The organism is Sphingomonas sp. BL-S-05 (genome assembly GCF_055521695.1).
The window spans coordinates 3,236,874-3,262,672 of record NZ_CM145499.1; the positions used below are offsets into that span (position 1 = coordinate 3,236,874).

Sequence of the window (25,799 nt, forward strand, 5' to 3'; positions counted from 1 at the left end):
CGTGGAACCTGTGCATGACCTTTGATGTGATAGTGATAGGTGGCGGCCACGCCGGCACCGAAGCGGCGTCGGCAGCGGCGCGACGCGGCGCGACGACTTTGCTGATCGATTTCGATCCGGCGCGGATCGGCGCGATGTCTTGCAATCCGGCGATCGGCGGATTGGGCAAGGGGCATATCGTCCGCGAGATCGATGCGCTCGACGGGCTGATGGGACGCGCAGCGGATGCAGCGGCGATCCACCACCGCATGCTGAACCGATCGAAGGGATCGGCGGTGCAGGGGCCGCGCGTACAGGCGGATCGCGTTCGCTATGCCGCGGCAGTTCGGACGTTGCTCGCGCATCCCAAGCTGACCGTGATGGCAGGCGATACCGTCGCCTTGGTGGTTGAGGCTAACCGGGTATGGGGTGTCGAACTTGCCGACGGCACGACGATCGCCGGACAGACCGTCGTTCTGGCAACCGGCACCTTTCTCGGCGGAACGATGTTCCGGGGCGAGGAACGGGCGATCGGCGGACGGACCGGCGAACGCGCGGCGACGCGATTGGGAGCGCAGCTACGCGACCTGGGGTTGCCGATCGCGCGGTTGAAGACCGGGACGCCACCACGGCTCGACGGGCGGACGATCGACTGGGCGGCGCTGCCCGAGCAGCCGTCCGATGCCGATATCTGGACGATGTCGCCGCTGTCCGATCCCGCACGGCGGCTGCCGCAACTGGCGTGTGCGATCGCACGGACGACGGCCGAAACGCACGATATCATTCGCGCCGGGCTGGACCGGTCGCCGCTGTTCAGCGGTTCGATCGAGGGGCGGGGGCCGCGCTATTGTCCATCGATCGAAGACAAGGTGCATCGCTTCGGCGACCGCGACGGGCATCAGATCTTTCTCGAACCCGAGGGTCTCGACACGCATCTGGTCTATCCCAATGGCGTATCGACGTCACTGCCGACCGATGTGCAGTTGGCGATGCTGCACAGTGTCGCCGGGCTGGAACGGGTCGAGATCGTGACGCCCGGCTATGCGGTCGAGTATGATTATATCGATCCCCGCGCGTTGACGCCGACGCTGGCGCTGCGCGCGCTGGACGGCCTGTACTTTGCCGGGCAGATCAACGGTACGACCGGATATGAAGAGGCTGGTGGGCAGGGGCTGGTTGCCGGCGCGAATGCCGCTGGCGCCGCGCTCGGACTCGATCCGCTGATCCTGCCGCGCGAGTCGAGCTATATTGGGGTGATGATCGATGACCTGGTGTTGCAGGGCGTTTCCGAACCCTATCGGATGATGACCGCGCGTGCCGAATATCGACTGCATCTGCGATCGGACAATGCAGCGACCCGGCTTGGAGCGATCGGGGCGGCGGCGGGACTATTGTCGGTCGAACGCCGGGCGCAGCAGGACGCCCGCGCCGAGCGTCGGGCAGCGTTGCGCGAGCAGCTTGCGCAACGTCACGTCGCGAATGTGTTGGCGAGCAGGGGCGCGCCGGTAAGCGGCACCGATACGCGGAGCGGCGCCGAATGGCTGCTGGTCGCGGGGATTCTTCCCGAGCATCTCGGCATCGCGGCCAGCGACGAGGTGCTGGGCGAACTGATCGAGGATGCGCGCTACGCACCGTATCTCGAACGGCAGGCGGCAGAACTGACAGCGGCGCGGGTCGATCATGTCGATCTGGCGCCGGACTTCGCCTATCGCGCGGTGCCGGGGCTATCGAACGAGATGGTCGAGCGGCTAACATCGGCCGCACCGGAAACACTGGCGGCGGCGGGGCGGATACAGGGTGTGACCCCCGCGGCATTGGTCGCGATCCTGCTCCATCACCGGTCGGGCAAGCTGGCAGCATGACGGAAGCAGAGGCGCGCGACTGGATCGAGTCGCGCTTCGGTAGTGAACGGACAACGTTGCTGGCGCGCTTCGCCGATCGCATCGTCGCCGAAACCGCGCATCAGAATCTGATCGCGGCATCGACGGTCGATCATATCTGGGACCGGCATCTGCTTGATTCAGCGCAGCTGGTGCCGCTGACCGACGGTACCCCGGAAGGTGCCTGGATCGATATCGGATCGGGCGCGGGTTTTCCGGGGATCGTCGCGGCGATCCTGACCGACCGGCGGGTGGTGCTGGTCGAGCCGCGTGCGCGGCGGGCAACGCTGCTGACCGAGATTGCCCAGGCCCTCGGTCTGACCAACGTCGTCGTGCATCAGGCGAAGATCGAGAAACTCACCGCCGACCGTCCCGCCGCGATCATCAGCGCGCGTGCCGTCGCGAAACTTTCGACGCTGTTTGCAATCGGCCATCGGCATAGCGACTCCGATACGATATGGGTGTTGCCGAAGGGACGTTCGGCTGCCGAAGAGGTCGCCGAAGCCGGTGCCGAATGGGCCGGAACGTTTCACGTGGAACATAGCGTAACCGATCCGACCTCGTCGATCGTGGTCGCCAGGGGAGTGCGCCGAGCATGATTTGCATCGCCATCGCGAACCAGAAGGGGGGCGTCGGCAAGACCACTACCGCGATCAATGTCGGCACCGCACTGGCGGCGACCGGGCTGGACGTACTGATCCTCGACCTCGACCCGCAGGGTAACGCCTCGACCGGCCTCGGCATCGGTCGCAATGATCGCGAATATTCGACCTATGATTTGCTGGTCGGCGACATGATGCTGAACGAAGCGGCCGTCGCGACGCGGGTGCCGCGCCTGTCGATCGTGCCGGCGACGGTCGACCTGTCGGGGGCCGAGATCGAGTTGATCGAGTTCGAGGCGCGGACCCACCGGCTCGACCGGGTGGTCGAGGCGAGCGGCGGGAAATGGGACGTCATCCTGATCGACTGCCCGCCATCGCTGGGGCTGCTGACGATTAACGCGATGGTGGCGAGCCATGCGTTGCTGGTACCGCTGCAGTGCGAGTTTTTCGCGCTCGAAGGATTGAGCCAGTTGTTGACCACCGTCGAGCGGATCCGCGGACGGTTCAATCCGGGGTTGGCGATCCTCGGCGTGGTGCTGACGATGTATGACCGCCGCAATCGACTGACCGATCAGGTGTCGGACGATGTGCGCGCGGTATTGGGGAAAGTAGTGTTCGATACGGTGATTCCGCGCAACGTCCGCCTGTCGGAGGCGCCGAGCCATGGCATGCCGGCGCTGATTTATGATTATCGCTGTGCCGGGTCGGAAGCCTATATCGCGCTGGCCCGCGAAGTGATCGCGCGACTGCCGGGTCTGGCGGAGGCGGCATGAGCGAACAGGCTGCACCGCGTCGCCCCCGTGCTGGAGGACTGGGTCGAGGACTCAGTTCGTTGTTGGGCGAACCCGATGGCGAAGGGTCGAGCCCGCGCGCGTCGAGCCCGCCCAGCGGTGTCCGGCAGATGCCCGTCACCGCCCTGTCCCCACTGCCCGGCCAGCCGCGCCGGTTCTTCGATGAATCGGCGCTCGACGAATTGGCAGAGTCGATCGCTGCACGCGGCGTCATCCAGCCGATCGTCGTGCGACCGCATGGCAAGGGCTATCAGATCGTCGCGGGCGAACGCCGCTGGCGCGCGGCACAACGCGCGCGCCTGCACGAAGTACCGGTGGTCGTACGCGACTTTACCGATGCCGAGACGATGGAAATCGCGCTGGTCGAGAATATTCAGCGTCGCGACTTGACTGCGATCGAGGAGGCGGAGGGCTATCGTCGGTTGATCGACGAATTCGGCCATACGCAGGAAGCCTTGGCCAACCTCGTCGCCAAGTCGCGCAGCCACGTCACCAATTTGCTGCGCCTGCTCGAATTGCCCAAGCCGATCCAGGACATGGTCGGCGATCAGCGGTTGAGCATGGGTCATGCCCGCGCGCTCATCAACGTGCCCGGCGCGGAGACCATCGCCGAGAAGGTCGTCGCCAAGGGATTGTCGGTGCGGGATGCCGAACGCCTGGCGCGCAATGCCCGCGAACCGCGCGACAACAAGCCGTCGCGTGCACCGCGTCCGGCGAATGAAAGCGGTGGCGGCGATGGTGCCAGCGATGCCGATCTGCGTGCGCTGGAGCGGCAATTGGGCGACGTGCTCGGGCTGAAGGTCGATATCGTCTTCGGCGAAAAGGGCGGCACGATCACCGTCAATTATTCGACGCTGGGACAGCTCGACATGGTTTGCCAAAGGTTGAGCGGCGAACGGATCTGACACGTAAAATTTACGCTCCGCCAATATCTTGGCGGACATGACGCTTCATACCTGCCCGCCATCGTCCGTTTCCATGGCGGCCAAATCGACCGATATGGCGGGACCGATCGGGGTTCTGCTCGATATCGCCGGCGCGTCGAGCCGGCTGTTGCTCGATTTGCCGGTGCTGCAAGCGCTGGCGAGCGACCCCGAAGATCCGGCCGGGCAGGTCGGGCAGGTGGGCTCGCTGGTAACGATGCAGGTCGGCCGGATGTGGATCGTCGCCGCCATCCGATCGATCCGCCTTGCCGATGACGGTATCAACCTGGTCGCCAATGTCGATTTGATGGGGGAGGCCTATCAGCCCGAACCGACGCAGGGACTGCGCGGCTTTCGACGGGGCGTGACACGCTATCCCTTGCCGGGAAGCCCGGTCTATCCGGTGACGCGCGATGCGCTGCGGCAAATCTATGCCAAGCAGGACCGGCCACACATCACCGTCGGCCGCGTCCATATGGCGCCCGATCTCCAGGCTGCCTTGTATGTCGATGCGCTGCTCGGCAAGCATTTCGCGCTGGTCGGATCGACCGGTACCGGCAAATCGACCTCTGCAGCGCTGATCCTGCACCGGATCTGCGAAGCCAGTCCGCACGGACATATCGTCGTGATCGACCCGCATGGCGAATATGGCGCGGCGTTCGCCGATACCGGGGAATTGCTGGACGTGACGAACCTGCAGCTTCCCTATTGGTTGCTCAATTTCCAGGAACATTGCGATATCCTGCTGTCACCCGGCGGTGCGGCGCGGCAGGTGGAGGCGGATATCCTCGCCCGCTGCCTGCTTGCCGCAAAGGGCAAGAGCCGCATGGCGCAGGAGGTCACGCGACTGACTGTCGACACGCCGATCCCCTATCTGCTGACCGACCTGTCGAACATCGTTCAGGCAGAGATGGCGAGGCTCGACCGTGCCAGCGACAATGCACCGTTCCTGCGGCTGAAGGCACGGATCGAGGAACTGCGCGGCGATCCCCGCTACAGCTTCATGTTTTCGGGCATGCTGGTCGCCGATACGATGGCGGCGTTCGTCAAGCGCGTGTTCCGGCTGCCGGCGCAGGGCAAGCCGATCTCGATCATCGACGTGTCGGGCGTACCGTCCGAAATCACCTCGGTCGTGGTCGCGGTACTGAGCCGGTTGGTGTTCGATTTCGCGCTGTGGTCGCGCGGCGAAGCATCGCGGCCGGTGCTGCTCGTCTGCGAGGAAGCGCATCGGTACGTGCCGAACGAACGGTCGGGGACCAATTCGGCAGCGGCGAACATTCTCAGTCGGATTGCCAAGGAAGGGCGCAAATATGGCGTGTCGCTGGGGCTGATCACGCAGCGGCCCTCGGACCTTGCCGAAGGGGTGTTGTCGCAATGCGGAACGATCCTGACCATGCGGCTTAACAACGAACGCGACCAGGCGTTCGTGCGCGCGGCGATGCCCGAAGATGCGCGCGGCTTTCTCGACGCGATCCCCGCGCTGCGCAACCGCGAATGCATCATCGTCGGCGAAGGCGTGACGACGCCGATCCGCGTCGCGTTCGATCCGCTGGAGGCCGAACGGTGCCCGGCATCGGGTTCGCCGTCGTTCACGTCGCTGTGGCAGGAATCGGGGGGCGAGGAGGCGATGGTCGAACGCACCATCCGCCGCTGGCGCACGGGACGCTGATCAGCGTGCGGTGACGCCCATCAGGCGACCGACCAGCGCCCGGAAGCGTCTGAGCTCCTCGCCCTGCAAGCGCTGCACCGTGGCGAAGGCGACCGAGCGCGGATTGACCGCCACGCCGTTCTTCCACAGTTCGTAATGAAGATGCGGCCCGGTCGACAGGCCGGTCGATCCGACATAGCCGATCACCTGACCGCGCGTGACGCGGGTGCCGGGGGCGACGACGATCCGGCTCATATGGCCATAGCCGGTGGCGAGGCCGCCGCCATGGTCGAGTTTCACGAAATTGCCATAGCCGCCATACCGTCCGGCGATCGCGACGCGACCGTCGGTGGTGGCGCGAATCGGGCTGCCATAGGCGGCGGCGAAGTCCATGCCCTTGTGCAGGCGCTTGAAGCCGAGCACCGGATGGACGCGCCAGCCGAAATTCGAGGAGATGCGCGCGGCGACCGGCCAGATCATCGATCCCTTGCGCTCGCCGATCCCCTTGGGATCGAGCCATTCGGTGCGGCTGCCATCCTGCCAGCGGACGAGCCGGACGTCGCGGCGTCCTTCCAGCCCGGCATAGAGGAGCTGGCCGAGCTGGACCTCGCCGGTGGCGGCGCGGGCCTGTTCGACGATCAGGTCGAAACGATCATCCTGTCCGACCTGGCCCATCGGCACGAGGCCGGAGACGGTGCGGATATAGGATTCGACTGCCTTGGCCGGCGCACCGGCGGCGCGCGCGGCACGATACAGGCTGGCACCGACGCGCCCCTGGATACGCAGCGGCGTGTGGTCGATGGCGATCGGCCGGGCATCGAGGCGCAACGTGCCGCCTTCGCGGACGACTTCGAGCGCCAGATCGAATTTGGCACGGAAGGCGAGCCGTTCGAGCGGTCGCGGCAGGCTCGGCGTCTCGCGCCGTCCGAGCGTGATGTCGAGCCGGGTGCCGGGCATGAGTTCGGCGGGATCGACGCGGCTGGCGATCATCGCCGCGACGTGCTGCGCTTCGCTCGCGCCGACGCCGGTGCGTTGCAGAGCGCCGGCGACGCCGCTGCCGAGCGTCGCGGTCGCTTCCACGATCGGGCGTTCGGGGGTGTTGGCTAGCGGACGGACCCGCGACGTCGCGGCAAGACGCATGCCGCTCGTGCCGCCCAGCGCGCTGGCACCGAACGAAAGGCTGCGGGCTTCGTCGAGTGCGCTGCCGTCGAGCGCGGCGGGGACGGCGCTGTAGATCGGACGATCGAAGCCGGGCGACAACATCCATACCGCGCCGCACAGCGCGGTACAGCTGGCCAGTCCGCGCCACCAGTCGCGCGACCCGATGTCGGCGCCGAGGTCGGGGGTCCAGTCGAACGAATCGATCCGCCCACGCCATGCGGCTGCGGGCGCGGCGATGACCGGCGCGCGACCGAAGCGCAGCGCGCTGGTGCCGCCGGCGAGTTCCAGTCCTTCATCGGTACGCAGGAACATTTGTAGCCCCAGTTTCGGCCGTCCGGCTTGGCCCGTTCCAATGCCCCTGTGAAGCCAAAGATTTAAAGTCAAATGAACCATCGTTGGCGCAGGCCGAAGCTGCGGCAGGGCGTGGTCGACCAGCGCCGGGACGAAAGCAGGTCGTGGAACTGTCAAAAGCCGTTGCGTCGTGCCGCGACAGTCCCGATGTTGCAGGGGATGAGCCAGTTCGCGCGTAGCCCGGTCACTGCTGTGCTGGGGCCGACCAATACCGGCAAGACCTATCTCGCGATCGAGCGGATGTGCGGTCACGCGTCGGGGATGATCGGATTTCCGCTGCGGCTGCTGGCGCGCGAGAATTACGACCGGGTCGTCGCGCTGAAGGGCGTCGAGAATGTCGCGCTGGTCACGGGCGAGGAACGCATCGTCCCGCCCAAGGCGCGCTGGTTCCTGTGTACCGCCGAATCGATGCCGCTGGAGCGTGAGACGGCGTTCGTCGCGCTCGACGAGGCGCAATTGGGCGCCGATCCCGAACGTGGCCATGTCTTCACCGACCGGCTGCTGCGCGCACGCGGGCGGGAGGAGACGATGATCCTCGGGTCCGATTCGCTGCGGCCGATGGTGCGGGCGTTGGTCAAGGATGCCGAGATGATCTCGCGCCCGCGTTTCTCGACGCTGAGTTATGCCGGCGCGCGGAAATTGTCGCGCCTGCCACGCCGGTCGGCGATCGTCGCCTTCTCTTCGGAAGAAGTCTATGCCGTGGCCGAGGCGATCCGCCGGATGCGCGGCGGGGCGGCGGTGGTGATGGGCGCGCTGTCGCCACGGACCCGCAATGCGCAGGTCGAAATGTTCCAGTCGGGCGAGGTCGATTACCTTGTTGCGACCGATGCGATCGGCATGGGGCTGAATCTTGATGTCGCGCATGTCGCCTTTGCCTCGCTGCGCAAGTTCGACGGGCGGCGGCAGCGGCGGCTGACCATCGCCGAAATGGCGCAGATCGCGGGGCGGGCGGGGCGCCATCACCGCGACGGAACGTTCGGCGCGCTGGTCGAGGAAGGACCGAACGCCTTCACCCCCGAAGAAGTGATCGCGATCGAGGGGCATCACGTCCCCCCGCTCGAACGCCTGTACTGGCGGCGCGGCGAACCCGATTTCTCCAGCATCGACGCGCTGATCGACAGCCTGTCCGAACGGCCGACCGATCCGGTGCTGACCGCCGCGCCCGAGGCGATCGACCTGATCGTGCTGAAGCGGCTTGCCGAGGAAGATTGGGTCCGGGCGCGGACCCGCACGCCGGTCATGGTCCGCCGGCTCTGGGCGGCGTGCGGGGTGCCTGATTTCCGCAAGCTTGGCCCCGACCCGCACAGCCGCTTCGTCGGGCGCATCTTCGGCCATTTGAGCGAAGGGGCGGGGCATATCCCGCACCAATGGTTCGCCGACGAACTGCAGCGGCTCGATCAGATGAATGGCGATGTCGAGACGATCGCCGGACGGATCGCGGCGGCGCGCAGCTGGGCCTATATCGCCCATCGCGCCGACTGGCTGCTCGACCCCGAACATTGGGCGGCGCGGACGCGCGCGGTCGAAGAGAAGCTGTCGGATGCGCTGCACGACCGGTTGCGTCAACGCTTCGTCGATCAGCGGACGACCTTGCTGCTCCGGCGGATCGGGGCGGGTGCGGCTGACCTGCCGGTCGATGTCGCCGTCGATGGCGCGGTCAGCGTCGATGGTCACCTTCTCGGCCGGCTCACCGGGTTCCGGTTCGAGGTGTCGCCCGATACCAGGGTCGCCGACAAACGCCTGTTGATCGCTGCCGCCGAAAAGGGGCTGGCCGCCGAATTGCGCAAGCGGGGTGCCGAACTGGCGGTCGCGGGCGATGCCGAACTGGCGCTGGTCGCGGAACCCGGCACGGCGCCGGCGCTGACGTGGAACGGGCTGGAGGTGGCGACGCTGACCGGTGGGACGACGCTCGACCGACCGGTCGTGACCCTCGACCGCAGCCTGCAGGTGCTCGATCGCGCGGCGCAGGGGCAGGTGCGGGAGCGGCTGGCGGCGTGGATCCAGGGCGACCTGACGAAGCGCGCCCCGACACTGGGCGCGCTTGCCGCACTGGCACGCGACCCGGCGGCGGGCGGGGCGTTGCGCGCGGTGGCGGCGGCGCTGACCGAAGTCGGCGGCATCGCGCCCCGCGACGGGTTCGAAGCGATGCTGGTACCCCTGACCGGTGACGACCGGCGCCGCTTGCGCAAGGCGGGCGTGGCGATCGGGACGCTCGACCTGTTCGATGCACGTCTGTTCAAACCGGCGGCGGCGCGGTGGCGGGCGGCATTGCTGGCGGCGCGCGACGGCCACGCGATCGAACCGCTCGCCCCCAATGCGGCGACGGTGTTGCCGGCGGGGCAGGGGGCGTGGGGCTATCGTCGCTTCGGTCCGCAGGCAGTGCGCGTCGATCTGGTCGAACGACTCGCGCGGGCTGCGCATGATGCGCGACAGGGCAATGCGCCGTTCGCGCCTGATCCGGCGCTGGCGACTTCGATCGGGCTGAAGGCGGAGACGATTGCCCGGATGATGGCGCATCTCGGCTTTCGCCCGATCGGTGGTGAAGGCGACGCGCCGCAATGGCGCTGGCATCCGCCGCGTCGGCGCGGTCCGCCGCCGGTCCAGCCGCCCCGGCCGCGTCCGGGCAATGCCTTCGCCGCGCTTGCCGACATCGAGTTCCGCCGTTGATGGCGACGCCGGCCGCCGAGCATGTGCCGCAGATGCGGCTGGACATGTTCCTGTGGTATGCCCGTTTCGCCAAGACACGCAGCGCGGCGCAGGCGATCGCGATCAAGGGTCTGTTGCGGATCGACGGGCGTCGCATCGATCGCGCCCATTGCCCGGTCCGGGTCGGCATGGTCATCGCCTTTCCCCACAACGGCCGGGTGCAGATCCTACGGGTCGACGCATTGCCCAATCGACGCGGACCACCTGCCGAAGCGGCGACACTCTACACTCGGCTGGAACCGACGGGTGCCGCCCCCGTTGACGGAGGCGAAGACCCGGCATAACGCGGGTTCGATTCGATTTTCCCGGAGCTTGTTCGACCCATGACCTACGTCGTCACCGACGCCTGCATCCGCTGCAAATATATGGACTGCGTCGAAGTGTGCCCGGTCGACTGCTTCTATGAAGGCGAGAACATGCTCGTCATCAATCCCAGCGAATGCATCGACTGCGGCGTCTGCGAACCCGAATGTCCGGCCGAAGCGATCCTGCCCGACACCGAAAGCGGGCTGGAACAGTGGCTCGAACTGAACAATACCTATTCGGCGCAGTGGCCTAACGTCACCCGCAACGCCAACCAGACCCCGCCCGATGCCGACAAGTGGAAGGGTGTCGAGAACAAGATCGAGCATTTCTCGCCCGAACCCGGCGCGGGCGACTGATCGATCGGCCGGTTCAACCGGCTGTCCCAAATCGTTTCACGTGGAACCACGGCCGGTCCGCACGCGCGGTTCCGGCCGCGCGGCTTTGCACTGGTAATTTTCTTACCAAGATGTTATAGACTGACGAGACGGAGGCAAAACTTTCATGCCCCGCCCGGAGATCACCTTTAGCAACGTTCCCTGACCACCCCGCCAGCCGCCGTTCGAACAGCGATTGGCGGAGGACGATGGCATCGGAACGACGACCACGGAAAGGTTACCAATGGCTGCCAAGGCATTGTCCTTCGATGTCGGCGATTATGTCGTTTACCCCAAGCACGGCGTCGGCCGTGTGATCGAACTCCAGCGTAGCGAAATCGCTGGCATGCAACTCGAACTCTATGTGCTGCGCTTCGAAAAGGAGCGGATGACGCTGCGCGTTCCGACCAACAAGGCGGAAAGCGTCGGCATGCGCAAGCTGTCGTCGGACAAGACGATGCGCGAGGCGATGGAAACGCTGAAGGGAAAGCCCAAGGTCAAGCGGACCATGTGGTCGCGCCGCGCGCAGGAATATGAAGCGAAGATCAATTCGGGAGACCTGGTGTCGATCGCCGAAGTGGTCCGCGACCTGTTCCGGGCCGACGACCAGCCCGAGCAGAGCTATTCCGAACGCCAGATTTTCGAAGCGGCGGCCAGCCGCCTCGCACGCGAACTCGCGGCGATGGAACAGGTCGACGAACCGAAGGCACTGGAGCGGATCATTGAAATCCTGCGCGATGCCGCGGCGATCTATAACAAGGAAAAGACCGCGGCCTGAATGGTCGATCGGTCCGATCGAACAGGGGCGGCCGGAAACGGTCGCCCCTTTTTCGTTGGTCGCGCTGGCACTTCGATCCGCCTTGGTGTATGGTATCACTAATACACGGGAGGTAGCGATGCGGTGGATGCTGGCAGCGACGTTGGGATTGGCGGCCTGTAGCGCGGGCAACAATGGCGAGCGGGATGCGCAGCCGAGCAACGATGCCGCCCTGCGTGACTTCACCGGCGTGACATTGTCGAGCAGCGACGAGGTCGAGATCGTTCAGGGACCCGCCTTCGCTATACAGGTCGAGGGGACCGAGGCCGCGAAGGAAGGCCTCGAGATCCGTCGCGACGGCGACATGCTGAAGATTGGCCGAAAGAGCGGGAATTTTTGGGGCAAAGGCGATGACGGTGCGCGCATCCGCGTCACCATGCCGACCATCGCTGCGGCGGCGCTGGCCGGATCGGGCGATATCAGTATCGACCGGACCGGCGAAAACTTCGCCGCAACCTTGAGCGGATCGGGCGACATGACGATCGGGCAGGTGCGCGGCGACCGCGCCGCATTGACCGTTACCGGCACCGTCGACTGCGGCTGACCGAATTGCCCGTCCGGCGGCGGTGCAGGATATAGGTGGTATGTTCGCCACACTGATCGCGCTCGCACTGGCGGCACCGGCTTTCCCGCCCGCCGAAACGCGCCTGATGCTGACCGGATATGATCGCATCCGCGTCGACGGCCCTTTCACCGTGCGGGTCATGGCGGAGCCGTCCGCGACCAACCGGATCGTCGGAGAGCCGGCAGCGATCGCGACGGTACAGGTCCGGGTCGAGGGGCAGACGCTGGTCGTCGTGCCGGCACGTGACGATCGGGGGCGACCGATCGCCGCCACCGGCGCCGCGCCGGTGATCGAGCTACGCAGCGACCGACTTGCCGCCGTGGCGCTGCGCGGGGCGGGTAGGATCGAGGTCGAACGGACCACCGCCGCCCGCGTCGATCTGGCGCTGACCGGCGATGGTATGATTCGCATCGGATCGCTGGACAGTGGATCGGTCCAGGCGACGCTGATCGGTGCCGGAACGATGACCCTGGCGGGCAAAAGCGGGCAGGGCCGGTTCACGATCAACGGCCCCGGCACGATCGATGCCGATGCGCTGACGATCGATGCGTTGCAGGTTCGCAGCGAAGGAAGCGGCGGTGGGCGCTACCGCGCGCGCTACACCGCCGATGTGACGGCAACCGGGGCCGGCGCCGTCACCGTTGCGGGATCGCCGCAATGCCGCACCCGCGGCACCGCGACGATCCGCTGCGGCTGATTTACGCCGCTTCACGCTCCAGCGTCGGATAGTCGGTATAGCCTTCCGGCCCACGCGAATACCAGGTCGCCATATTGTCGGCATTGAGCTCGGCCCCGGCCTGCAACCGCTGCGGCAGATCGGGATTGGCAAGGAACGGCCGGCCGAAGGCGATGGCGTCGGCAATGCCGGCATCGAGTTCGGCCTGCGCAGTGTCGCCGCGATAATCCTGGTTCAGCACCAGCGGACCGGCAAAGACCTTGCGGATTTCGGGCGACACGCGCGGCTGGGTGGCGCTGCCGAAGGTACCATTGGGGCCGGGTTCGCGCAGTTCGAGGAAGGCAATGCCCTTGTCCGACAGCAGCTTCGCGGCGGGTACGAACACCGATGCCGGATCGCTGTCGATCACCCCCTGCGTATCGCCATTGGGCGAGAAGCGCACCGAAGTCCGCCCGGCACCGACTTCGGCGATCAGCCGGTCGACGACTTCGCTCAGCAGCCGGATGCGGTTTTCGGGCGATCCGCCATAGGCATCGTCGCGATGGTTGGCCCCGTCGCGCAGGAACTGGTCGATCAGATAGCCATTGGCGGCGTGCAGTTGCACGCCGTCGAACCCGGCGGCCTTCGCATTGCGCGCGGCGCGCGAATAATCGTCGAGCACCCGGGCGATGTCGTCGAGCGTCGCGGCGCGCGCGGCCTCGTACGGCTTCTTCCCGTCATAGGTATGCGCCTGTCCCGGTGCGGTCGTCGCCGACGACGACAGCGGGGCGGCACCGTCCAGAAAGTCGGGATGCACCACCCGGCCCATATGCCATAGCTGGGTGACGATCCGGCCGCCGGCGCGGTGCACGGCGTCGGTGACGGGCTTCCACGCCTCGACCTGCTCGTCGGTCCACAGTCCCGGCGCGAACGGCCAGCCCAGCCCTTCGCGGCTGATCCCGGTTCCTTCCGAAATCAGCAGCCCGGCCGAGGCACGCTGCGCATAATAATCGGCCATGATCGCGGTCGGCACATGCTCGCGCGTGCCCCGACCACGGGTCAGCGGCGCCATCAGCACGCGGTTGGGCGCTTCGATGTCCCCCAGTGTGATCGGATCGAACAGGGTCGGCATAGGGTAAACTCCACGAAACTCTAATTTCAGGCGACGCCGCAAAGATAGGGGGGTAGGGGGCGGCATGCAGCCGGTAACGCCTGAAACAAAAATTATGCCGCACCCAAGAACACCGCGTCGCGCAATTGCCGCCGTCATCGCCGCCAATGTCGCGCTGGCATTCGGGCCGTGGTTCGTGCGGCTCGCCGATACCGGGCCGGTGGCCGCCGCCTTCTGGCGGATCGCGCTGGCGTTGCCGGTGCTGGTTATCGCCGCTTTGTGGAGCGATCGACGTGCGTTGGGGCGGGCGGGGTCGATCTTGGTGCCGCTGCTGATCGGTGGCGTCGCCTTCGCCGTCGATCTCGGCGCATGGCATATCGGCATATTGCGCACGACCCTCGCCAACGCGACGCTGTTCGGCAATTGCGCGGTGCTGATCTTCCCCATCTACGGCTTCTTCGCGATGCGCCGCTGGCCGACCCGCGCGCAGGGCGGGGCGCTGCTGCTGGCGGCGGTCGGCGGGGTGCTGCTGCTCGGCCGTTCGGCCGAATTGTCGTCGCGCCATTTGGCCGGCGACCTGTTCTGCGTGCTCGCCGGCGTGCTGTACGCGGTCTATTTCATCGCGATGCGCCGCGTCCGCCAGACCATGGCACCGGTACCCGCGCTGGCGCTGTCGAGCATCGCCAGCGTGCTGCCGCTGTTATTGCTGGCGATGGCACTGGGCGAAACGATCCTGCCGACCAAATGGGGGCCGCTGCTGGCGCTGGCGCTGGTCAGCCAGATCGCCGGGCAGGGGCTGATGATCTATGCGCTTGGCCATCTCAGCCCGCTGGTCGTCGGCCTTGCGCTGCTGGTCCAGCCGCTGGTGGGCGCGACGATCGGCTGGGCGGCCTATGGCGAGCGGCTGACCATGCTCGATGCGGTGGGTGCGGTGCTGGTCGCCGCCGCGCTGGCGATGGTCAGCGCGCGGCGGGCACCCACGCCATAGAGCGGTTTTCGACCAGCTTGAACCACCGTCATCGCCCTACTAGCGACCGCTGACGCGGCGGGTGATTTCGGCTCGGGGCAGCGTTGCGTCTCGCCCCGAACCGAACTCACGTCCGTGCCGGTGATCCAACCCGATCGGAAACCGCTTTAATCAGGACAAGGTCGCCGTATCGGTCAGCGCGCGGAAATCATTCAGCGACCGGTCGAAGAAATGCGTCCGCGGCGCGTCGAAGGTCGCCATGTACAGCTTGCCGCCGATCAGCGTCGCGCGCGCCTCGCCCCGGCGCGGCAGGTGGTCGCTGTCGACATAGCTGTAGCTGAAGCGGATACCGGGTTGGCCGAGGAACGGGTCCGGTGCCGAACCGGTGACCTGGAAATCGCCGATCTGCCGTTCGGTGCGATAGGTGGTCTCGAGCAGTTCGGGGATCTCGACCAGTAGCGTCGATTGCTTCAGCTTCGGCAGCGGTTTCTGCTTGCGGCTGGTTTCGCGGACCAGCGGCTCGTCGGCCGCGATGCCGGCATACCAGGTGACGTCGTTGAGCTGCTCGCCGTCCAGCGTCCACGTCTCCGCCTTCTTGCCCGGGCGGATCGACAGCAGGTTCCAGTCGCGCGGTGGCGTTACCCGGAGGGTCGATCCGGCGATCACGACCGGCTTTCCCTTCTCGCGATAGCCATTGGCGGCGACCGGAGTCGCGATCATCGTGACGGCGGCGAATAGCAGCGCGGTGCGGCGCAGGCGGCGGACGGACATGGTCATGGCTCCACGGGTTCGGCCGGGGCGAGCATGGCGATCATGCCCGCATCCGGCGCATCGGGTTTCAGGTGCAGATAGCGACGCAGCGCGGTGCGCCCCTCGCTCGGCCGGCCGGTCTTGAGCAGCGACAGACCCAGGCCGCGATAGGCATCTGCCAGCGCGGCGTCGGCGGCGATGGCGTTGGCGTAGAATTCGGCGGCGTTGACCAGGTCGCGCGGATTGCCGCGCGCCCGGTACAGGTCGCCCCGCGCCAGCCACAGCCGCGGGGTCCAGCCCGATTCGGCCAGCATCGCGATCAGATAGTCGCTGGCGCCGAAATCGTTCAGCTTGATCTGATCGTCGAGGAAGGTCGGCAGCCATGGTGTTAGCGCCTTCGCATAGCGATCTGCGCCATCGTCGCGGCCATCCCCCTGCGGATCGGCGAGCGCTTCCATCGTTGCGGCCCGTTCGGCGCTCGGCGGATGCGACGCCGAAAAGGCGAACAGGTCGTAGCGCGGCTTCGACAGCCCGCGCGCGCGCGACGACGCCTCGACCTCTGCCATGACGTTGTGCCAGACGCTGGCCGCCGCCTGTGGCCGCAGCGTCCCGACGTTCAGATAGCCGAGACCCAGCAGATCGGCCTCGCGCTCCTGATCGCGGTCATAGTGGTAAAGTTGGCCGTACACCGACCAGCGCATGGTGTTGTACCCGGCGCGCGCCTGATAGCCTGGTGCCATCGATGCCAGCACCGCTGCCCAGCTCAGCAGATCGGTGCCGGTCCGCTGCGCCTTGAACCGTTCCAGCGAATGGCGGCGTTCGAAATGGCCGAACTCATGACCGAGGATCGCGCCCAGTTCCGCCTCGTTACGCACGCGGAGCAACAGGCCGCTGAACACCCGCATCGTGCCGTTCGCAGTCATGCTTGCGTTGAAGACCGGTACCCGCAGGACATAGATGCGGGCCGCGGCGCATCGGTCCTTGCCGACCGTCGCGCACAGCACCCCGCGCACATAGCCGTTCAACGCCTCGTCGCGGATCACCTCGGGCGCGTTGGCCAGCGCGCGTTCGTCCTCATCGGCCTCCCGCCATGCACCGATCTCGTCGACGCCCTGCGGTTGATAGACGCCTGCATAGGGCGGCGGGGGCGGCGCCTTGCCGATCGGGGCTGCCGCGATGGCGAGCAGCGCGACCAGCGCCGCCGCGCCGCGCGCGGACGCGGTCATCGCGCCGCGGTCTTGACCGGGGTCGCCGCTGCGGCGGGGGCCGTGCTGCCAGGGATTCCTTCGAGCAACTGGCCGATCCGCTTCTGCGCCCCCTCCGGGGTCCGCACGTCGCCGCCCATCGCATTGTCGGCGTTCAGCCAGACCAGTTCGCCGGTCTTCAGGTCGACCAGCCCGGCATAGCCGGCATGTTCGCCGGATTTGACGTTGATGCCCGGCCCGAGCAGCGCGACGACCTGCAGGATCTTGCGCCCGGTCGATCCGTACGCGTCCTTGTTATACAGGAACAGCGCGTAATCGGCATCCTTGGCACCGGGCAACGCGGCGATCCCGCTGCCCAGCGTCCAGTCGAACACGCTCGACTTGTTGTCGCGCTTCTTGGTCGGCAGGCGGTTGCCGGGAAAGAACTGGTAGTTGATGACCGACTGCGACACCGCCGCGAACAGGGCGGCATATTCCGCGACCAGCTGCGCATCGGCGCCATAGCTTTCAGGGGCGGAAATCACCTTGTTGCCCAGCCGCTGCTGCTGTTCGGCAAGTGCGGCTTCAAGGTTCTTGCGCGCCTGTTCGGTCCAGTCGCCATTGGGTTCGAACATGCCGCCGGTCGACTGTGCCCCGACCGATACGGTCGGGCGGAAGACGAGGATCGTCTTGCCGCTGCCGGCGGGCAGTTCGAACCCCGCCTTCGCCGCGGTGCGTTCCTGCGCACCCGCGTCCACGACCGCCAACGACAGCACCGCCGCAACCGCGACGGTCAGCATCCGACCAACGTACATGAAGCCCCCCAGCTCGATATAAGGTCGACGATATCGACGCGACCGACGCCGCGCAACCCACCGGCATCGGGCAGGCTGCTCCGTTTCGGAGCGATCGGTCAGACGATACCGGCGCGCGCCAGATCGACCAGCGCCTCGCCGAAGCGGGCGATGTCGCCCGGCGCGAAGCCGGCGATGTTGATCCGGCCCGACCCCGCCATGCAGATGCCGTGCGTCGCGCGCAGCCATTCGATCTGCGACGGCGACAGCGGCAGCGTGGCGAACATGCCCTTGCCGCGGCCAAGCGGCGCCAGATCGACCGATCCCGCGCGTCCGATCGCGGCCAGTTCGCCGCGCAGCCCCTGCAACCGGCTGCGCAGCGCATCGAGTTCGCCGCGCCAGTCGGCGGCGAGCTGTTCGTCCTCCAGCACGATCCGCACCGCCGCCGCGCCATGATCGGGCGGCATCGACCAGTTGGCGCGCGCCAGCGCCAGCAGGTTCGACAGGACGATATCGCGCGCTTCCGCGTCGGGCGCGGTCGCCCACAATGCGCCGGTGCGTTCGCGGTACAGTCCGAAATTCTTGTCGCAGGAATAGGCGACCAGCGCGAACGGCACTGCGTCCACCACCGCGCGCGTCCCTGCCGCGTCGGTCGTCATGTCGTCGCCCAGCCCCTGATAGGCGAGGTCGATGAACGGCACGAGCCGGCTGTCGGCGATGGCGGCGGCGATCGCCTGCCAATCGTCGCGCGTCGGATCGATGCCGGTCGGATTGTGGCAGCAACCGTGCAGCAGGATCGCATCGCCTGCCTCCGCCTGTCCGATCGCGGCCTGCACTGCGGGCAGGTCGACCGCCTGCGCCGCCATGTCGAACATGGCATGGGGAACGACGACGATGCCCGCCGCGGCAAATACCGGCGCGTGATTGGCCCAGCTCGGCTGCCCGATCAAAATGCGGCGTACCCCCGCCTTGGCCAGCAGTTCTGCGCCCAGCCGCAGCGCACCGGTGCCGCCCGGCGTCTGCAATCCGCAGCGGCGGTCGGCGGCCGGGGCAGGGCCGAACACCAGCGGTTCGAGCAGCGCGACGAAGCCCTTGTCGCCCTCCGGCCCCAGATACGCCTTGCTGTCCTGCGTCGCGATCAGCCGCATCTCGGCCTGCTTCACCGCCTGCATCACCGGGGTGTGGCCGTGGTCGTCGCGGAACACGCCGACGCCCAGGTCGATCTTGTGGGCACGCGGATCGGCCCGGAACGCGCCGATCAGGCGCAACAGGGAATCGGCGGGCTGGGCGACGAGCGAACGAAACGGCATGAACATCCCCGAAATGGCGGTAACGCCGCGCCTATAAGCCGATCGATGCGGCGAAGGCAGGAAAAAGCGGCGTTACACCTTTCGGACGATTACCCCGCTTGCCCGGCCAAGTAGCGTTCGAGATCGTCGCTGCCGCCGATCCGCTCGCCCTCGATGAACACCTGCGGTGTCGTATCGACGCCCTGTTCGGCCTTGAACGCGTCGACCTCTTCGCGCGATCGCAGGATCCGGTCGTCGACGTTATAGCCGGCCGATTGCAGCAACTGCTTGGCATGGACGCCGAACGGACAGATGTGATCGGGCAGGACCATGCGATAGAGCGTAGCGTTCAACATATCGGCCATGGCGAAATCCTTCTGGAACAGACAGTCACCGGCACAGCGTCCGGACCGTCCCCCGGTTCCGCCGTTGCCGTTTCCGGCCCCACGCCCTAGCTAGGAGCGATGATGGAGGATGCGATGGCCCCGCTGGCACCTGCCGACCTGACGCTCGACGAACTGCGTGCGGCGCTCGCCCCGCTGGTCGCGGCCAATGCCGCGTTCGACGGCTGGAACGACAAGGCGGTCGCGGCGGCGGCGCAGACCCTCGGTGCCGACGCCGATGTCGCGCGTCTCGCCTATGCCGGTGGCGCGGTCGACATGATCGACGCGTGGTTCGGCGAGATCGACCGGCGGATGATCGAGGCGCTGCCCGCCGATCGCCTGTCGGCGATGAAGATCCGCGAACGCATCACCGCGCTGGTCGAGGCGCGGCTGGCGGCGGTCGCGGGCGAGCGCGAGGCGCTGCGCCGGGCGCTGGCGATCCTCGCCATGCCGCAGAATGTCGCGCGCGCCGCGAAGCTCGGCTGGCGGACGGTGGACCTGATGTGGCGGCTGGCCGGCGACAGCGCCACCGACTACAACCATTATACCAAGCGGGCGATGCTCGGCGCGGTCTATGCCGCGACCGTCACCGTGTTTCTCGACGACGAAAGCGGCGGCCATGCCGATACCCGCGCCTTTCTGGCGCGGCGGATCGACGGCATCATGCGCTTCGAAAAGTTCAAGGGGCGGATGCTGGCGTCGCGCGATCCCGAACGGCGGCTCAGCCTGTCGCGGTTCGTCGGACGACTGCGCTATCCGGCCGTCTAGTCCGAAAGAATCCCCTTTCCATGGCGCGGGCTTATTGCTAATCAGTCGCAATGCTTGCTCCCAACCTCAATCTCGCCCAGTTGCCGCGGACCCAGCAGGCCACGGTCGCGTCGATCGAATGGGAGCGGATGTCGCCGACCGAGGCACGGCGCCTGCGCGAATTCGGCCTTGATGAGGGCGTCGATATCGAACTGCTCCACCGTGCGATGCTGTCCGGCGGGCCGCTCGCTTGCCGGATCGGGCGGATGACCGTTGCGTTGCGTGCCCATGTCGCCGGCGCGATCCGCGTCGCATCGTTGGCAGGCTGACCGGACCCGACGTGAACCCCGCACCTCTGGTCGCGCTTGTCGGCAATCCCAATGCCGGCAAGACCGCGCTGTTCAACGCGCTGACCGGCGCCCGGCAGAAGGTCGGCAATTATCCCGGCGTCACCGTCGAACGCCATTCGGGTCGCCTCGCGCTCGACGACGGGCGACCGGTCGAGCTGGTCGACCTGCCCGGCACCTACAGCCTCGATCCTTCCAGCCCGGACGAAGCGGTCACCCGCGATGTCGTACTCGGGCGGCAGGCGGGCGAGCGCGTGCCCGATGCGATGATCGTCGTCGCCGATGCGACCAATCTCGACAATCATTTGCGATTCGTTCTCCAGCTCAAATCGCTCGGCCGGCCGATGGTGCTGGCGCTCAACATGATCGACATGGCGGCGCGCGACGGGTTGAAGATCGACCTGGCCGTTCTCTCCGCCGAACTCGACCTGCCGGTCGTCGCGACCGTGGCCGTGCGCAAGCGCGGGCTCGACGAATTGCGTGCGGCGCTGGCTGCCGCGCTGTCGGGGGGTGCGCGATCGGCACCGATCGACGAGGTCGACGCCGATATCCGTCATTTCCAGCGCGAGGCGCGCCGCATCGCCCGTACCGCGGTGGTCGAACAGCCCCGCTCGCGCGCGGTGACCCGCGGCGTCGACCGCATCGCGCTGCACCCCGTCGCCGGACCGATCTTGCTGTTGGCCATCCTGTTCGTGATGTTCCAGGCGGTGTTCAGCTGGTCCGAAGCGCCGATCGGCTGGATCGAGGGCGCGCAGGGCTGGCTGGCCGACACGGCCTCGGCGACGCTGCCCGACAATTTCCTGCGTGACCTGCTGGTCGAAGGGGTCATCAACGGCGTCGGATCGGTCGTCGTGTTCCTGCCGCAGATCCTGATCCTGTTCGTGTTCATCCTGCTGCTCGAGGCGTCGGGATATATGGTCCGCGCTGCGTTCCTGATGGACCGGTTGATGAGCGGGGTCGGCCTGTCGGGCCGCGCCTTCATTCCGCTGCTGTCGTCCTTCGCCTGCGCGATTCCCGGTATCATGGCGACGCGCTCGATCGACGATCCGAAGGAACGGCTGACCACGATCCTGATCGCGCCGCTGATGACCTGTTCGGCGCGGCTGCCGGTCTATGCGGTCATCATCGGCGCGTTCATCCCGGCGCGACAGGTGCTGCCGGGCGTGGGGCTGCAGGGGCTGGTGCTGCTGGTACTGTACCTGACCGGCATATTGGGCGCGGTCATCGCCGCCTTCGTGCTGCGCCGGACTGCGACCAAGGGCGTCGGCGGCGGTTTCCTGATGGAAATGCCGCGCTATCAGCTCCCCTCGATCCGCGATATCGCCATCGGCCTGTGGCAGCGCGCCTATGTGTTCCTGCGTCGCGCCGGCACGATCATCCTCCAGGTGACGGTCGCGCTGTGGCTGCTGACCTCCTATCCGGTCGCGCCGGCGGGGGTGAAACAGTCCGAATATTCGATCGCCGGTCGGATTGCGTCGGGGCTGGAGGTCGTGCTGCGGCCGATCGGCTTCAATCACGAAATGTCGCTGGCGGTGATCCCGGCGATGGCCGCGCGCGAAGTCGCGGTGTCGGCGCTCCAGACCGTCTACGCCATCGACGCGGCGGACGAGGAACAGGGCGCGCAGGAACTGGGCGGGCGGCTGGCCGGGCGCTGGAGCCTCGCCACCGCGCTCGCCTTCCTCGCGTGGTTCGTCTTCGCGCCGCAATGTCTGTCGACCATCGCGGTCGCGCGGCGCGAGACCAATGGCTGGAAATGGCCCTTGGTGATGATCGGTTATCTGTTCGCACTTGCCTATATCGCGGCGGGCGCGACCTATTGGACGGCGGTCGCCTTCGGGTTGGGATAAAGGGCAGAGGCTGCCGTTCGTCCTGAGTAGCCATTGAGCTTGTCAAAATGGCGTATCGAAGGACTGCGCCGGGGGTACTTCGATACGGGTCTTCGACTGCGCTCAGCCCCTACTCAGCACGAACGGTTTCGTTCTACTCCTCCCGCTTCACCCCATCCAGCAACGCTTTACGCCGCGCGGCATCGGCGTCGTCGCGTGCCTTCTCGACGGCGGTCCGTCCGAACTTCGCCCGGTTGGCGTCGGCTTCATGGGCACGTTCCGCCTTGGCGCGGGCCTTGCGGAAACGGTTGAGGTTGATGACGTCGCCCATCACGGTTCCTTTCGATCCGAATGTGCCGCGGCGTCGGCGAATTGACCAGACCGAAACCTGTGTTGCCGCAAAGGACGCCGTCGCGTAGCGGGCGCCGACGGGGAAGGGCGATAGGCGGATGGGAACGGGCAGGACGGCAGCGCTGGCGCTTGCGCTATTGGCGACCGCATGTGGTGGCGGCGGCACGGCGGAGGGCGGCACGGTGGTCGCCCCGAATCCCACCCCGACGCCCACACCTTCGCCGACCCCCAGCCCGACCCCGACCCCGACCCCGACACCCGCCCCGACCACGACCGGCTGGTGGCGTCCGGCAAGCGCAACGACCTGGCAATGGCAGCTGAGCGGAACGATCGATACCCGCTACGCCGTCGACGCCTATGACATCGACCTGTTCGACACGCCGCCCGCGACGATCGCCGCGCTGCACGCCGCGGGACGCCGCGTGATCTGTTACTTCTCCGCCGGATCGTCCGAAAACTGGCGCAGCGACGATGGCGAGTTCACTGCTGCCGATCGCGGCGCGGCGCTCGACGGCTGGGCGGGGGAGCGCTGGCTGGCGGTCACTTCGACCAATGTCCGCCGGGTGATGGCGCTGCGGCTCGATCTGGCGAAGGCCAAGGGCTGCGACGCGGTCGAGCCGGACAATGTCGATGCCTATGCCAATCGCAATGGCCTCGACATCACTGCCGACCAGCAGCTCGACTATAACCGTTTCCTCGCCACCGAAGCGCATCGGCGCGGCCTGTCGATCGCCCTGAAGAACGATCTCGATCAGGTGGCGGTGCTTGCCCCGGCGTTCGACTTCGCCATCAACGAACAATGCCATGAATATGCCGAATGCGACCGGCTGGCCCCGTTCCTGACCGCCGGCAAGGCGGTGTTGGTGGCGGAGTATAAGGACGCCTATCGCACCAACAGCGGCGGGGCGCGCGACACGCTATGCGCAGCGTCGCGGGCGCAGGGGTTGCGCACGCTGGTGCTGCCGGTCGAACTCGACAACCGCTTCCGGTTCAGCTGCGACGGTGACTGACGCTCTGGCAATGCGCGGCGCACTCGCATAACAGCGACGATCAGGTTTCGAACGAGGAATTTCAGCGATGGCTGGTAGCGTCAACAAGGTCATTCTGGTGGGCAATCTGGGCCGCGACCCCGAGTCGCGCTCGTTCCAGAATGGCGGCAAGGTGGTGAACCTGCGCATTGCCACGTCGGAATCGTGGAAGGACCGCAATTCGGGCGAGCGCAAGGAAAAGACCGAATGGCATTCGGTCGCGATCTTCAACGAAGGGCTGGCCAACGTCGCCGAACGCTTCCTGCGCAAGGGCTCGAAGGTCTATATCGAAGGTCAGCTTCAGACGCGGAAGTGGCAGGACCAGAACGGCCAGGACAAGTACAGCACCGAAATCGTGCTGCAGGGCTTCAACAGCGTGCTGACGATGCTCGACGGTCCCGGCGGTGGTCAGGGCGGCGGCAGTGGTCGCAGCGGTGGCGGCGACTTCGGCGGCGGTGACGATTTCGGCGGCGGTTCGGGCGGCGGCTATGGTGGCGGTCAGGGCGGTGGATCGCGTGGCGGCGGCAGCGGCGGCGGCTATAATTCGGGCGGTAACAAGGGCGGCAATTTCGGCGGCGGCTTCGGCGACGATCTCGACGACGACGTTCCCTTCTGATCGGGCACTCGATCGGCTCCGTTCGTGTTGAGTAGGCGCTGAGCTTGTCGAAGATCCGTATCGAAGCATCCGTCGTTGCACGGTCCTTCGATACGCTGTTTCGGCGAGCTCAACCGCTAGTGAGGACGAACGGCTTCGATCAGCGGCGCAGGACGAAGGTCGTCACCGACCGGGGCTGCGCCACCATCGCCTGTCCCGCGACCGGCGCGGCATTGTGCGTCGCGTCGGTGACGACCGTCTCCGACAGCCGATAACCGGCAGTGGCCAGCGACAGGTCGCGGCGGACCGGCCCCGGGTTTACATGCACCACCACCAATGTCGCGCCATCGGGTGACAGGGCGGCGATACTGTCGATATCATCGATCGGGACCAGCCGGTAACCGGGCCGGATATAGCGGCTGAAATTGGCCATCGCCCAATATTTGCGGGTGATGTGGATCGCCTGCGGACCCGGCGCGGCTGCGGTCAGGTCCATCTTGATCAATCCCCAGTTCGATCCCGGCTTGCCGTTGCGCCCGCTCAGCGTCTCGACCGCCTGCCAGAACACCCATGCCGCCGGTTCCAGTCGCCGGAAATCGCCGACCAGATGCTCGGCGAAGGCCAGCGGCGTCGTCATGCTCTCGAAATTTTCGAGGTCCTTGTCGGCGCTCATGTCGTGCTCGCTCATCCACAGACGGATGTTGGCGGCACGCGCGATGTCGCGCACGGCGCTCTGATGCGTGTTGCCATAGCTATGGACGTTCAACTGCCCGACCCGCGCCCGCGTCGCGGCGCTCCAGCCCGCCCAGTCGGCGACGAACAGCGTCGAATTGGTTTCGTCGGGGGCGGCAATTACCGTCTTCAGCCCGCGCGCCTTCAACGCGGCATCGGCGGCGTCGATCATCTGTCCCTGTCGCGCCGGGCTCCAATGCGCCCCTTCCTGCGTATTGGCGGCGAACCAGTAATCGGTATTCGGCTCGTTGACCGGCGATAAGGTGCGGAAGCTGATGCGGTGGCGGCGCTGCAATTCGTCGACCACCCGCGCCAGATAGGCCGCGAATTGTGGTTCGGCACCGGGGAGCAGATTTTCGTTGGTCCCCTTGGTCGCGCCCGACACCCGCCTGCTGACGGTCATGAACCAGGGCGGCGAGTTGGAAAAGGCTTCGAAGATCGGCTGGCGGACACGGCTGCGGATCGCATCCAGCCACCAGCGTTGACGGGCATCGGCCGACCAGTCCCACATCGCCGGATCGTCGGGACGCCACCAATCGGTACCGGTGGCGCCGACGGGTCGCCGCCAGAACCCGGGCACGGCGGCACCGGTGCGCAGATAGGACGGGGTATCGGCGGCATTGCCCCCGCCGATATTGTAGCGCGCGATCGTCCAGCCCAGCCCGCCCGCGCCGTAGAACAGATCGGCCAGCCGCTCGCGCGTCGCATCGGGATAGCCGCCGGTGACGTTCGCGAACCAGGCAAGCGCCGTGCCCCAGCCTTCGAAGGTCGTGCCGGGCCGATCGGTCGCGACATGCAGCCTGATCGCGACCTTTGTCGGTGCCGCCTCGGTCGGCGCCTGCGCCGCTGCCGGCACGGCCATGCCGGCCAGAAGCAGCATCGCCGCCAGTTTTCGCATCGTCCGTCGCCGTACCGCCATCGTCATTCCCCTATTGTC

Annotated in this window: 26 protein-coding genes; 17 read left to right on the forward strand and 9 right to left on the reverse strand. The window is 66.9% G+C overall.

The window, feature by feature from the left end; genetic code table 11:
- Window positions 1-14 precede the first annotated feature (14 nt).
- The 5 genes from mnmG (at window position 15) to ACZ1JS_RS15095 (ending at window position 5,844) form a co-directional block, all read left to right on the forward strand.
- Window positions 15-1,841, forward strand: coding sequence for a tRNA uridine-5-carboxymethylaminomethyl(34) synthesis enzyme MnmG (gene mnmG, locus ACZ1JS_RS15075; RefSeq protein ID WP_465166777.1), 1,827 nt, complete (start codon window positions 15-17; stop codon window positions 1,839-1,841).
- On the forward strand, window positions 1,838-2,458 hold the full coding sequence (gene rsmG, locus ACZ1JS_RS15080; protein WP_465166778.1) for a 16S rRNA (guanine(527)-N(7))-methyltransferase RsmG: 621 nt from the start codon (window positions 1,838-1,840) through the stop codon (window positions 2,456-2,458). The genes mnmG and rsmG overlap by 4 nt, the downstream gene beginning before the upstream one ends.
- Window positions 2,455-3,234, forward strand: a complete 780-nt coding sequence (locus ACZ1JS_RS15085) for a ParA family protein (protein WP_056457743.1) — start codon at window positions 2,455-2,457, stop codon at window positions 3,232-3,234. Before rsmG ends, ACZ1JS_RS15085 begins: the two co-directional genes overlap by 4 nt.
- Window positions 3,231-4,157 carry a ParB/RepB/Spo0J family partition protein gene (locus ACZ1JS_RS15090; protein ID WP_465166779.1) on the forward strand — a complete coding sequence of 309 codons (927 nt, stop codon included), beginning with the start codon at window positions 3,231-3,233 and terminating at the stop codon, window positions 4,155-4,157. Before ACZ1JS_RS15085 ends, ACZ1JS_RS15090 begins: the two co-directional genes overlap by 4 nt.
- A gap of 73 nt (window positions 4,158-4,230) precedes the next feature.
- Window positions 4,231-5,844 (forward strand): ATP-binding protein, encoded by a 1,614-nt coding sequence (locus ACZ1JS_RS15095; RefSeq protein ID WP_465166780.1) that lies wholly within the window; start codon window positions 4,231-4,233, stop codon window positions 5,842-5,844.
- On the opposite strand, the gene ACZ1JS_RS15100 is transcribed toward ACZ1JS_RS15095, so the two are convergent.
- On the reverse strand, window positions 5,845-7,296 hold the full coding sequence (locus tag ACZ1JS_RS15100; RefSeq protein ID WP_465166781.1) for a M23 family metallopeptidase: 1,452 nt from the start codon (window positions 7,294-7,296) through the stop codon (window positions 5,845-5,847).
- 198 nt (window positions 7,297-7,494) lie between these two features.
- Here ACZ1JS_RS15100 and ACZ1JS_RS15105 point away from each other — a divergent pair, with 198 nt between their 5' ends.
- The 6 genes from ACZ1JS_RS15105 (at window position 7,495) to ACZ1JS_RS15130 (ending at window position 12,800) form a co-directional block, all read left to right on the forward strand.
- On the forward strand, window positions 7,495-10,002 hold the full coding sequence (locus ACZ1JS_RS15105) for a helicase-related protein (protein ID WP_465166782.1): 2,508 nt from the start codon (window positions 7,495-7,497) through the stop codon (window positions 10,000-10,002).
- Window positions 10,002-10,325, forward strand: coding sequence for an RNA-binding S4 domain-containing protein (locus ACZ1JS_RS15110; protein WP_465166783.1), 324 nt, complete (start codon window positions 10,002-10,004; stop codon window positions 10,323-10,325). The genes ACZ1JS_RS15105 and ACZ1JS_RS15110 overlap by 1 nt, the downstream gene beginning before the upstream one ends.
- Before the next feature lie 39 nt (window positions 10,326-10,364).
- Entirely contained in the window at window positions 10,365-10,703 is a 339-nt protein-coding gene (gene fdxA, locus ACZ1JS_RS15115; protein ID WP_242118839.1) for a ferredoxin FdxA, read from the forward strand.
- Between the two features lie 262 nt (window positions 10,704-10,965).
- Window positions 10,966-11,499, forward strand: a complete 534-nt coding sequence (locus ACZ1JS_RS15120) for a CarD family transcriptional regulator (RefSeq protein ID WP_055757298.1) — start codon at window positions 10,966-10,968, stop codon at window positions 11,497-11,499.
- Window positions 11,500-11,617: 118 nt separating this feature from the next.
- A complete protein-coding gene (locus ACZ1JS_RS15125; protein ID WP_465166784.1) occupies window positions 11,618-12,082 on the forward strand; it encodes a GIN domain-containing protein in 465 nt (154 codons plus the stop codon).
- 40 nt (window positions 12,083-12,122) lie between these two features.
- Entirely contained in the window at window positions 12,123-12,800 is a 678-nt protein-coding gene (locus ACZ1JS_RS15130) for a GIN domain-containing protein (protein WP_465166785.1), read from the forward strand.
- A 1-nt stretch (window position 12,801) separates the two neighbouring features.
- Here ACZ1JS_RS15130 and ACZ1JS_RS15135 read toward each other — a convergent pair whose 3' ends face one another.
- Window positions 12,802-13,890, reverse strand: a complete 1,089-nt coding sequence (locus ACZ1JS_RS15135) for an alkene reductase (RefSeq protein ID WP_465166786.1) — start codon at window positions 13,888-13,890, stop codon at window positions 12,802-12,804.
- A 94-nt stretch (window positions 13,891-13,984) separates the two neighbouring features.
- On the opposite strand from ACZ1JS_RS15135, the gene ACZ1JS_RS15140 reads away from it, so the two are divergent.
- Complete coding sequence (locus ACZ1JS_RS15140) at window positions 13,985-14,857, forward strand: DMT family transporter (protein ID WP_465166787.1); 873 nt, start codon at window positions 13,985-13,987, stop codon at window positions 14,855-14,857.
- Between the two features lie 150 nt (window positions 14,858-15,007).
- Here ACZ1JS_RS15140 and ACZ1JS_RS15145 read toward each other — a convergent pair whose 3' ends face one another.
- The 5 genes from ACZ1JS_RS15145 to ACZ1JS_RS15165 form a co-directional block, all read right to left on the reverse strand.
- On the reverse strand, window positions 15,008-15,613 hold the full coding sequence (locus ACZ1JS_RS15145; protein ID WP_465166788.1) for a hypothetical protein: 606 nt from the start codon (window positions 15,611-15,613) through the stop codon (window positions 15,008-15,010).
- Window positions 15,610-16,812, reverse strand: coding sequence for a M48 family metallopeptidase (locus tag ACZ1JS_RS15150; protein ID WP_465166789.1), 1,203 nt, complete (start codon window positions 16,810-16,812; stop codon window positions 15,610-15,612). The genes ACZ1JS_RS15145 and ACZ1JS_RS15150 overlap by 4 nt, the downstream gene beginning before the upstream one ends.
- Window positions 16,809-17,585: a hypothetical protein gene (locus tag ACZ1JS_RS15155; RefSeq protein WP_465166790.1), complete on the reverse strand. Its 777-nt coding sequence runs from the start codon at window positions 17,583-17,585 to the stop codon at window positions 16,809-16,811. The genes ACZ1JS_RS15150 and ACZ1JS_RS15155 overlap by 4 nt, the downstream gene beginning before the upstream one ends.
- A 98-nt stretch (window positions 17,586-17,683) precedes the next feature.
- Entirely contained in the window at window positions 17,684-18,874 is a 1,191-nt protein-coding gene (locus ACZ1JS_RS15160; protein WP_465166791.1) for an aromatic amino acid transaminase, read from the reverse strand.
- Between the two features lie 89 nt (window positions 18,875-18,963).
- Window positions 18,964-19,218 (reverse strand): glutaredoxin domain-containing protein, encoded by a 255-nt coding sequence (locus ACZ1JS_RS15165; RefSeq protein ID WP_465166792.1) that lies wholly within the window; start codon window positions 19,216-19,218, stop codon window positions 18,964-18,966.
- A 114-nt stretch (window positions 19,219-19,332) separates the two neighbouring features.
- Here ACZ1JS_RS15165 and ACZ1JS_RS15170 point away from each other — a divergent pair, with 114 nt between their 5' ends.
- Genes ACZ1JS_RS15170 through feoB form a run of 3 tightly spaced genes read left to right on the forward strand, consistent with a single transcriptional unit; the run spans window position 19,333 to window position 22,177 of the window.
- Window positions 19,333-20,004: a COQ9 family protein gene (locus ACZ1JS_RS15170; protein WP_465166793.1), complete on the forward strand. Its 672-nt coding sequence runs from the start codon at window positions 19,333-19,335 to the stop codon at window positions 20,002-20,004.
- Between the two features lie 50 nt (window positions 20,005-20,054).
- Window positions 20,055-20,312 carry a FeoA family protein gene (locus ACZ1JS_RS15175; RefSeq protein WP_465166794.1) on the forward strand — a complete coding sequence of 86 codons (258 nt, stop codon included), beginning with the start codon at window positions 20,055-20,057 and terminating at the stop codon, window positions 20,310-20,312.
- 11 nt (window positions 20,313-20,323) lie between these two features.
- Entirely contained in the window at window positions 20,324-22,177 is a 1,854-nt protein-coding gene (gene feoB / locus ACZ1JS_RS15180; RefSeq protein ID WP_465166795.1) for a ferrous iron transporter B, read from the forward strand.
- Window positions 22,178-22,310: 133 nt separating this feature from the next.
- Here the strand turns inward: feoB and ACZ1JS_RS15185 are convergent, their stop codons facing one another.
- Window positions 22,311-22,487 carry a DUF4169 family protein gene (locus tag ACZ1JS_RS15185; protein ID WP_345878633.1) on the reverse strand — a complete coding sequence of 59 codons (177 nt, stop codon included), beginning with the start codon at window positions 22,485-22,487 and terminating at the stop codon, window positions 22,311-22,313.
- A 118-nt stretch (window positions 22,488-22,605) separates the two neighbouring features.
- Here ACZ1JS_RS15185 and ACZ1JS_RS15190 point away from each other — a divergent pair, with 118 nt between their 5' ends.
- Entirely contained in the window at window positions 22,606-23,517 is a 912-nt protein-coding gene (locus ACZ1JS_RS15190) for an endo alpha-1,4 polygalactosaminidase (protein WP_465166796.1), read from the forward strand.
- Between the two features lie 67 nt (window positions 23,518-23,584).
- A complete protein-coding gene (gene ssb / locus ACZ1JS_RS15195; RefSeq protein WP_465166797.1) occupies window positions 23,585-24,151 on the forward strand; it encodes a single-stranded DNA-binding protein in 567 nt (188 codons plus the stop codon).
- A gap of 139 nt (window positions 24,152-24,290) precedes the next feature.
- On the opposite strand, the gene ACZ1JS_RS15200 is transcribed toward ssb, so the two are convergent.
- Window positions 24,291-25,787, reverse strand: coding sequence for a glycoside hydrolase (locus tag ACZ1JS_RS15200; RefSeq protein ID WP_465166798.1), 1,497 nt, complete (start codon window positions 25,785-25,787; stop codon window positions 24,291-24,293).
- Window positions 25,788-25,799: the final 12 nt, after the last annotated feature.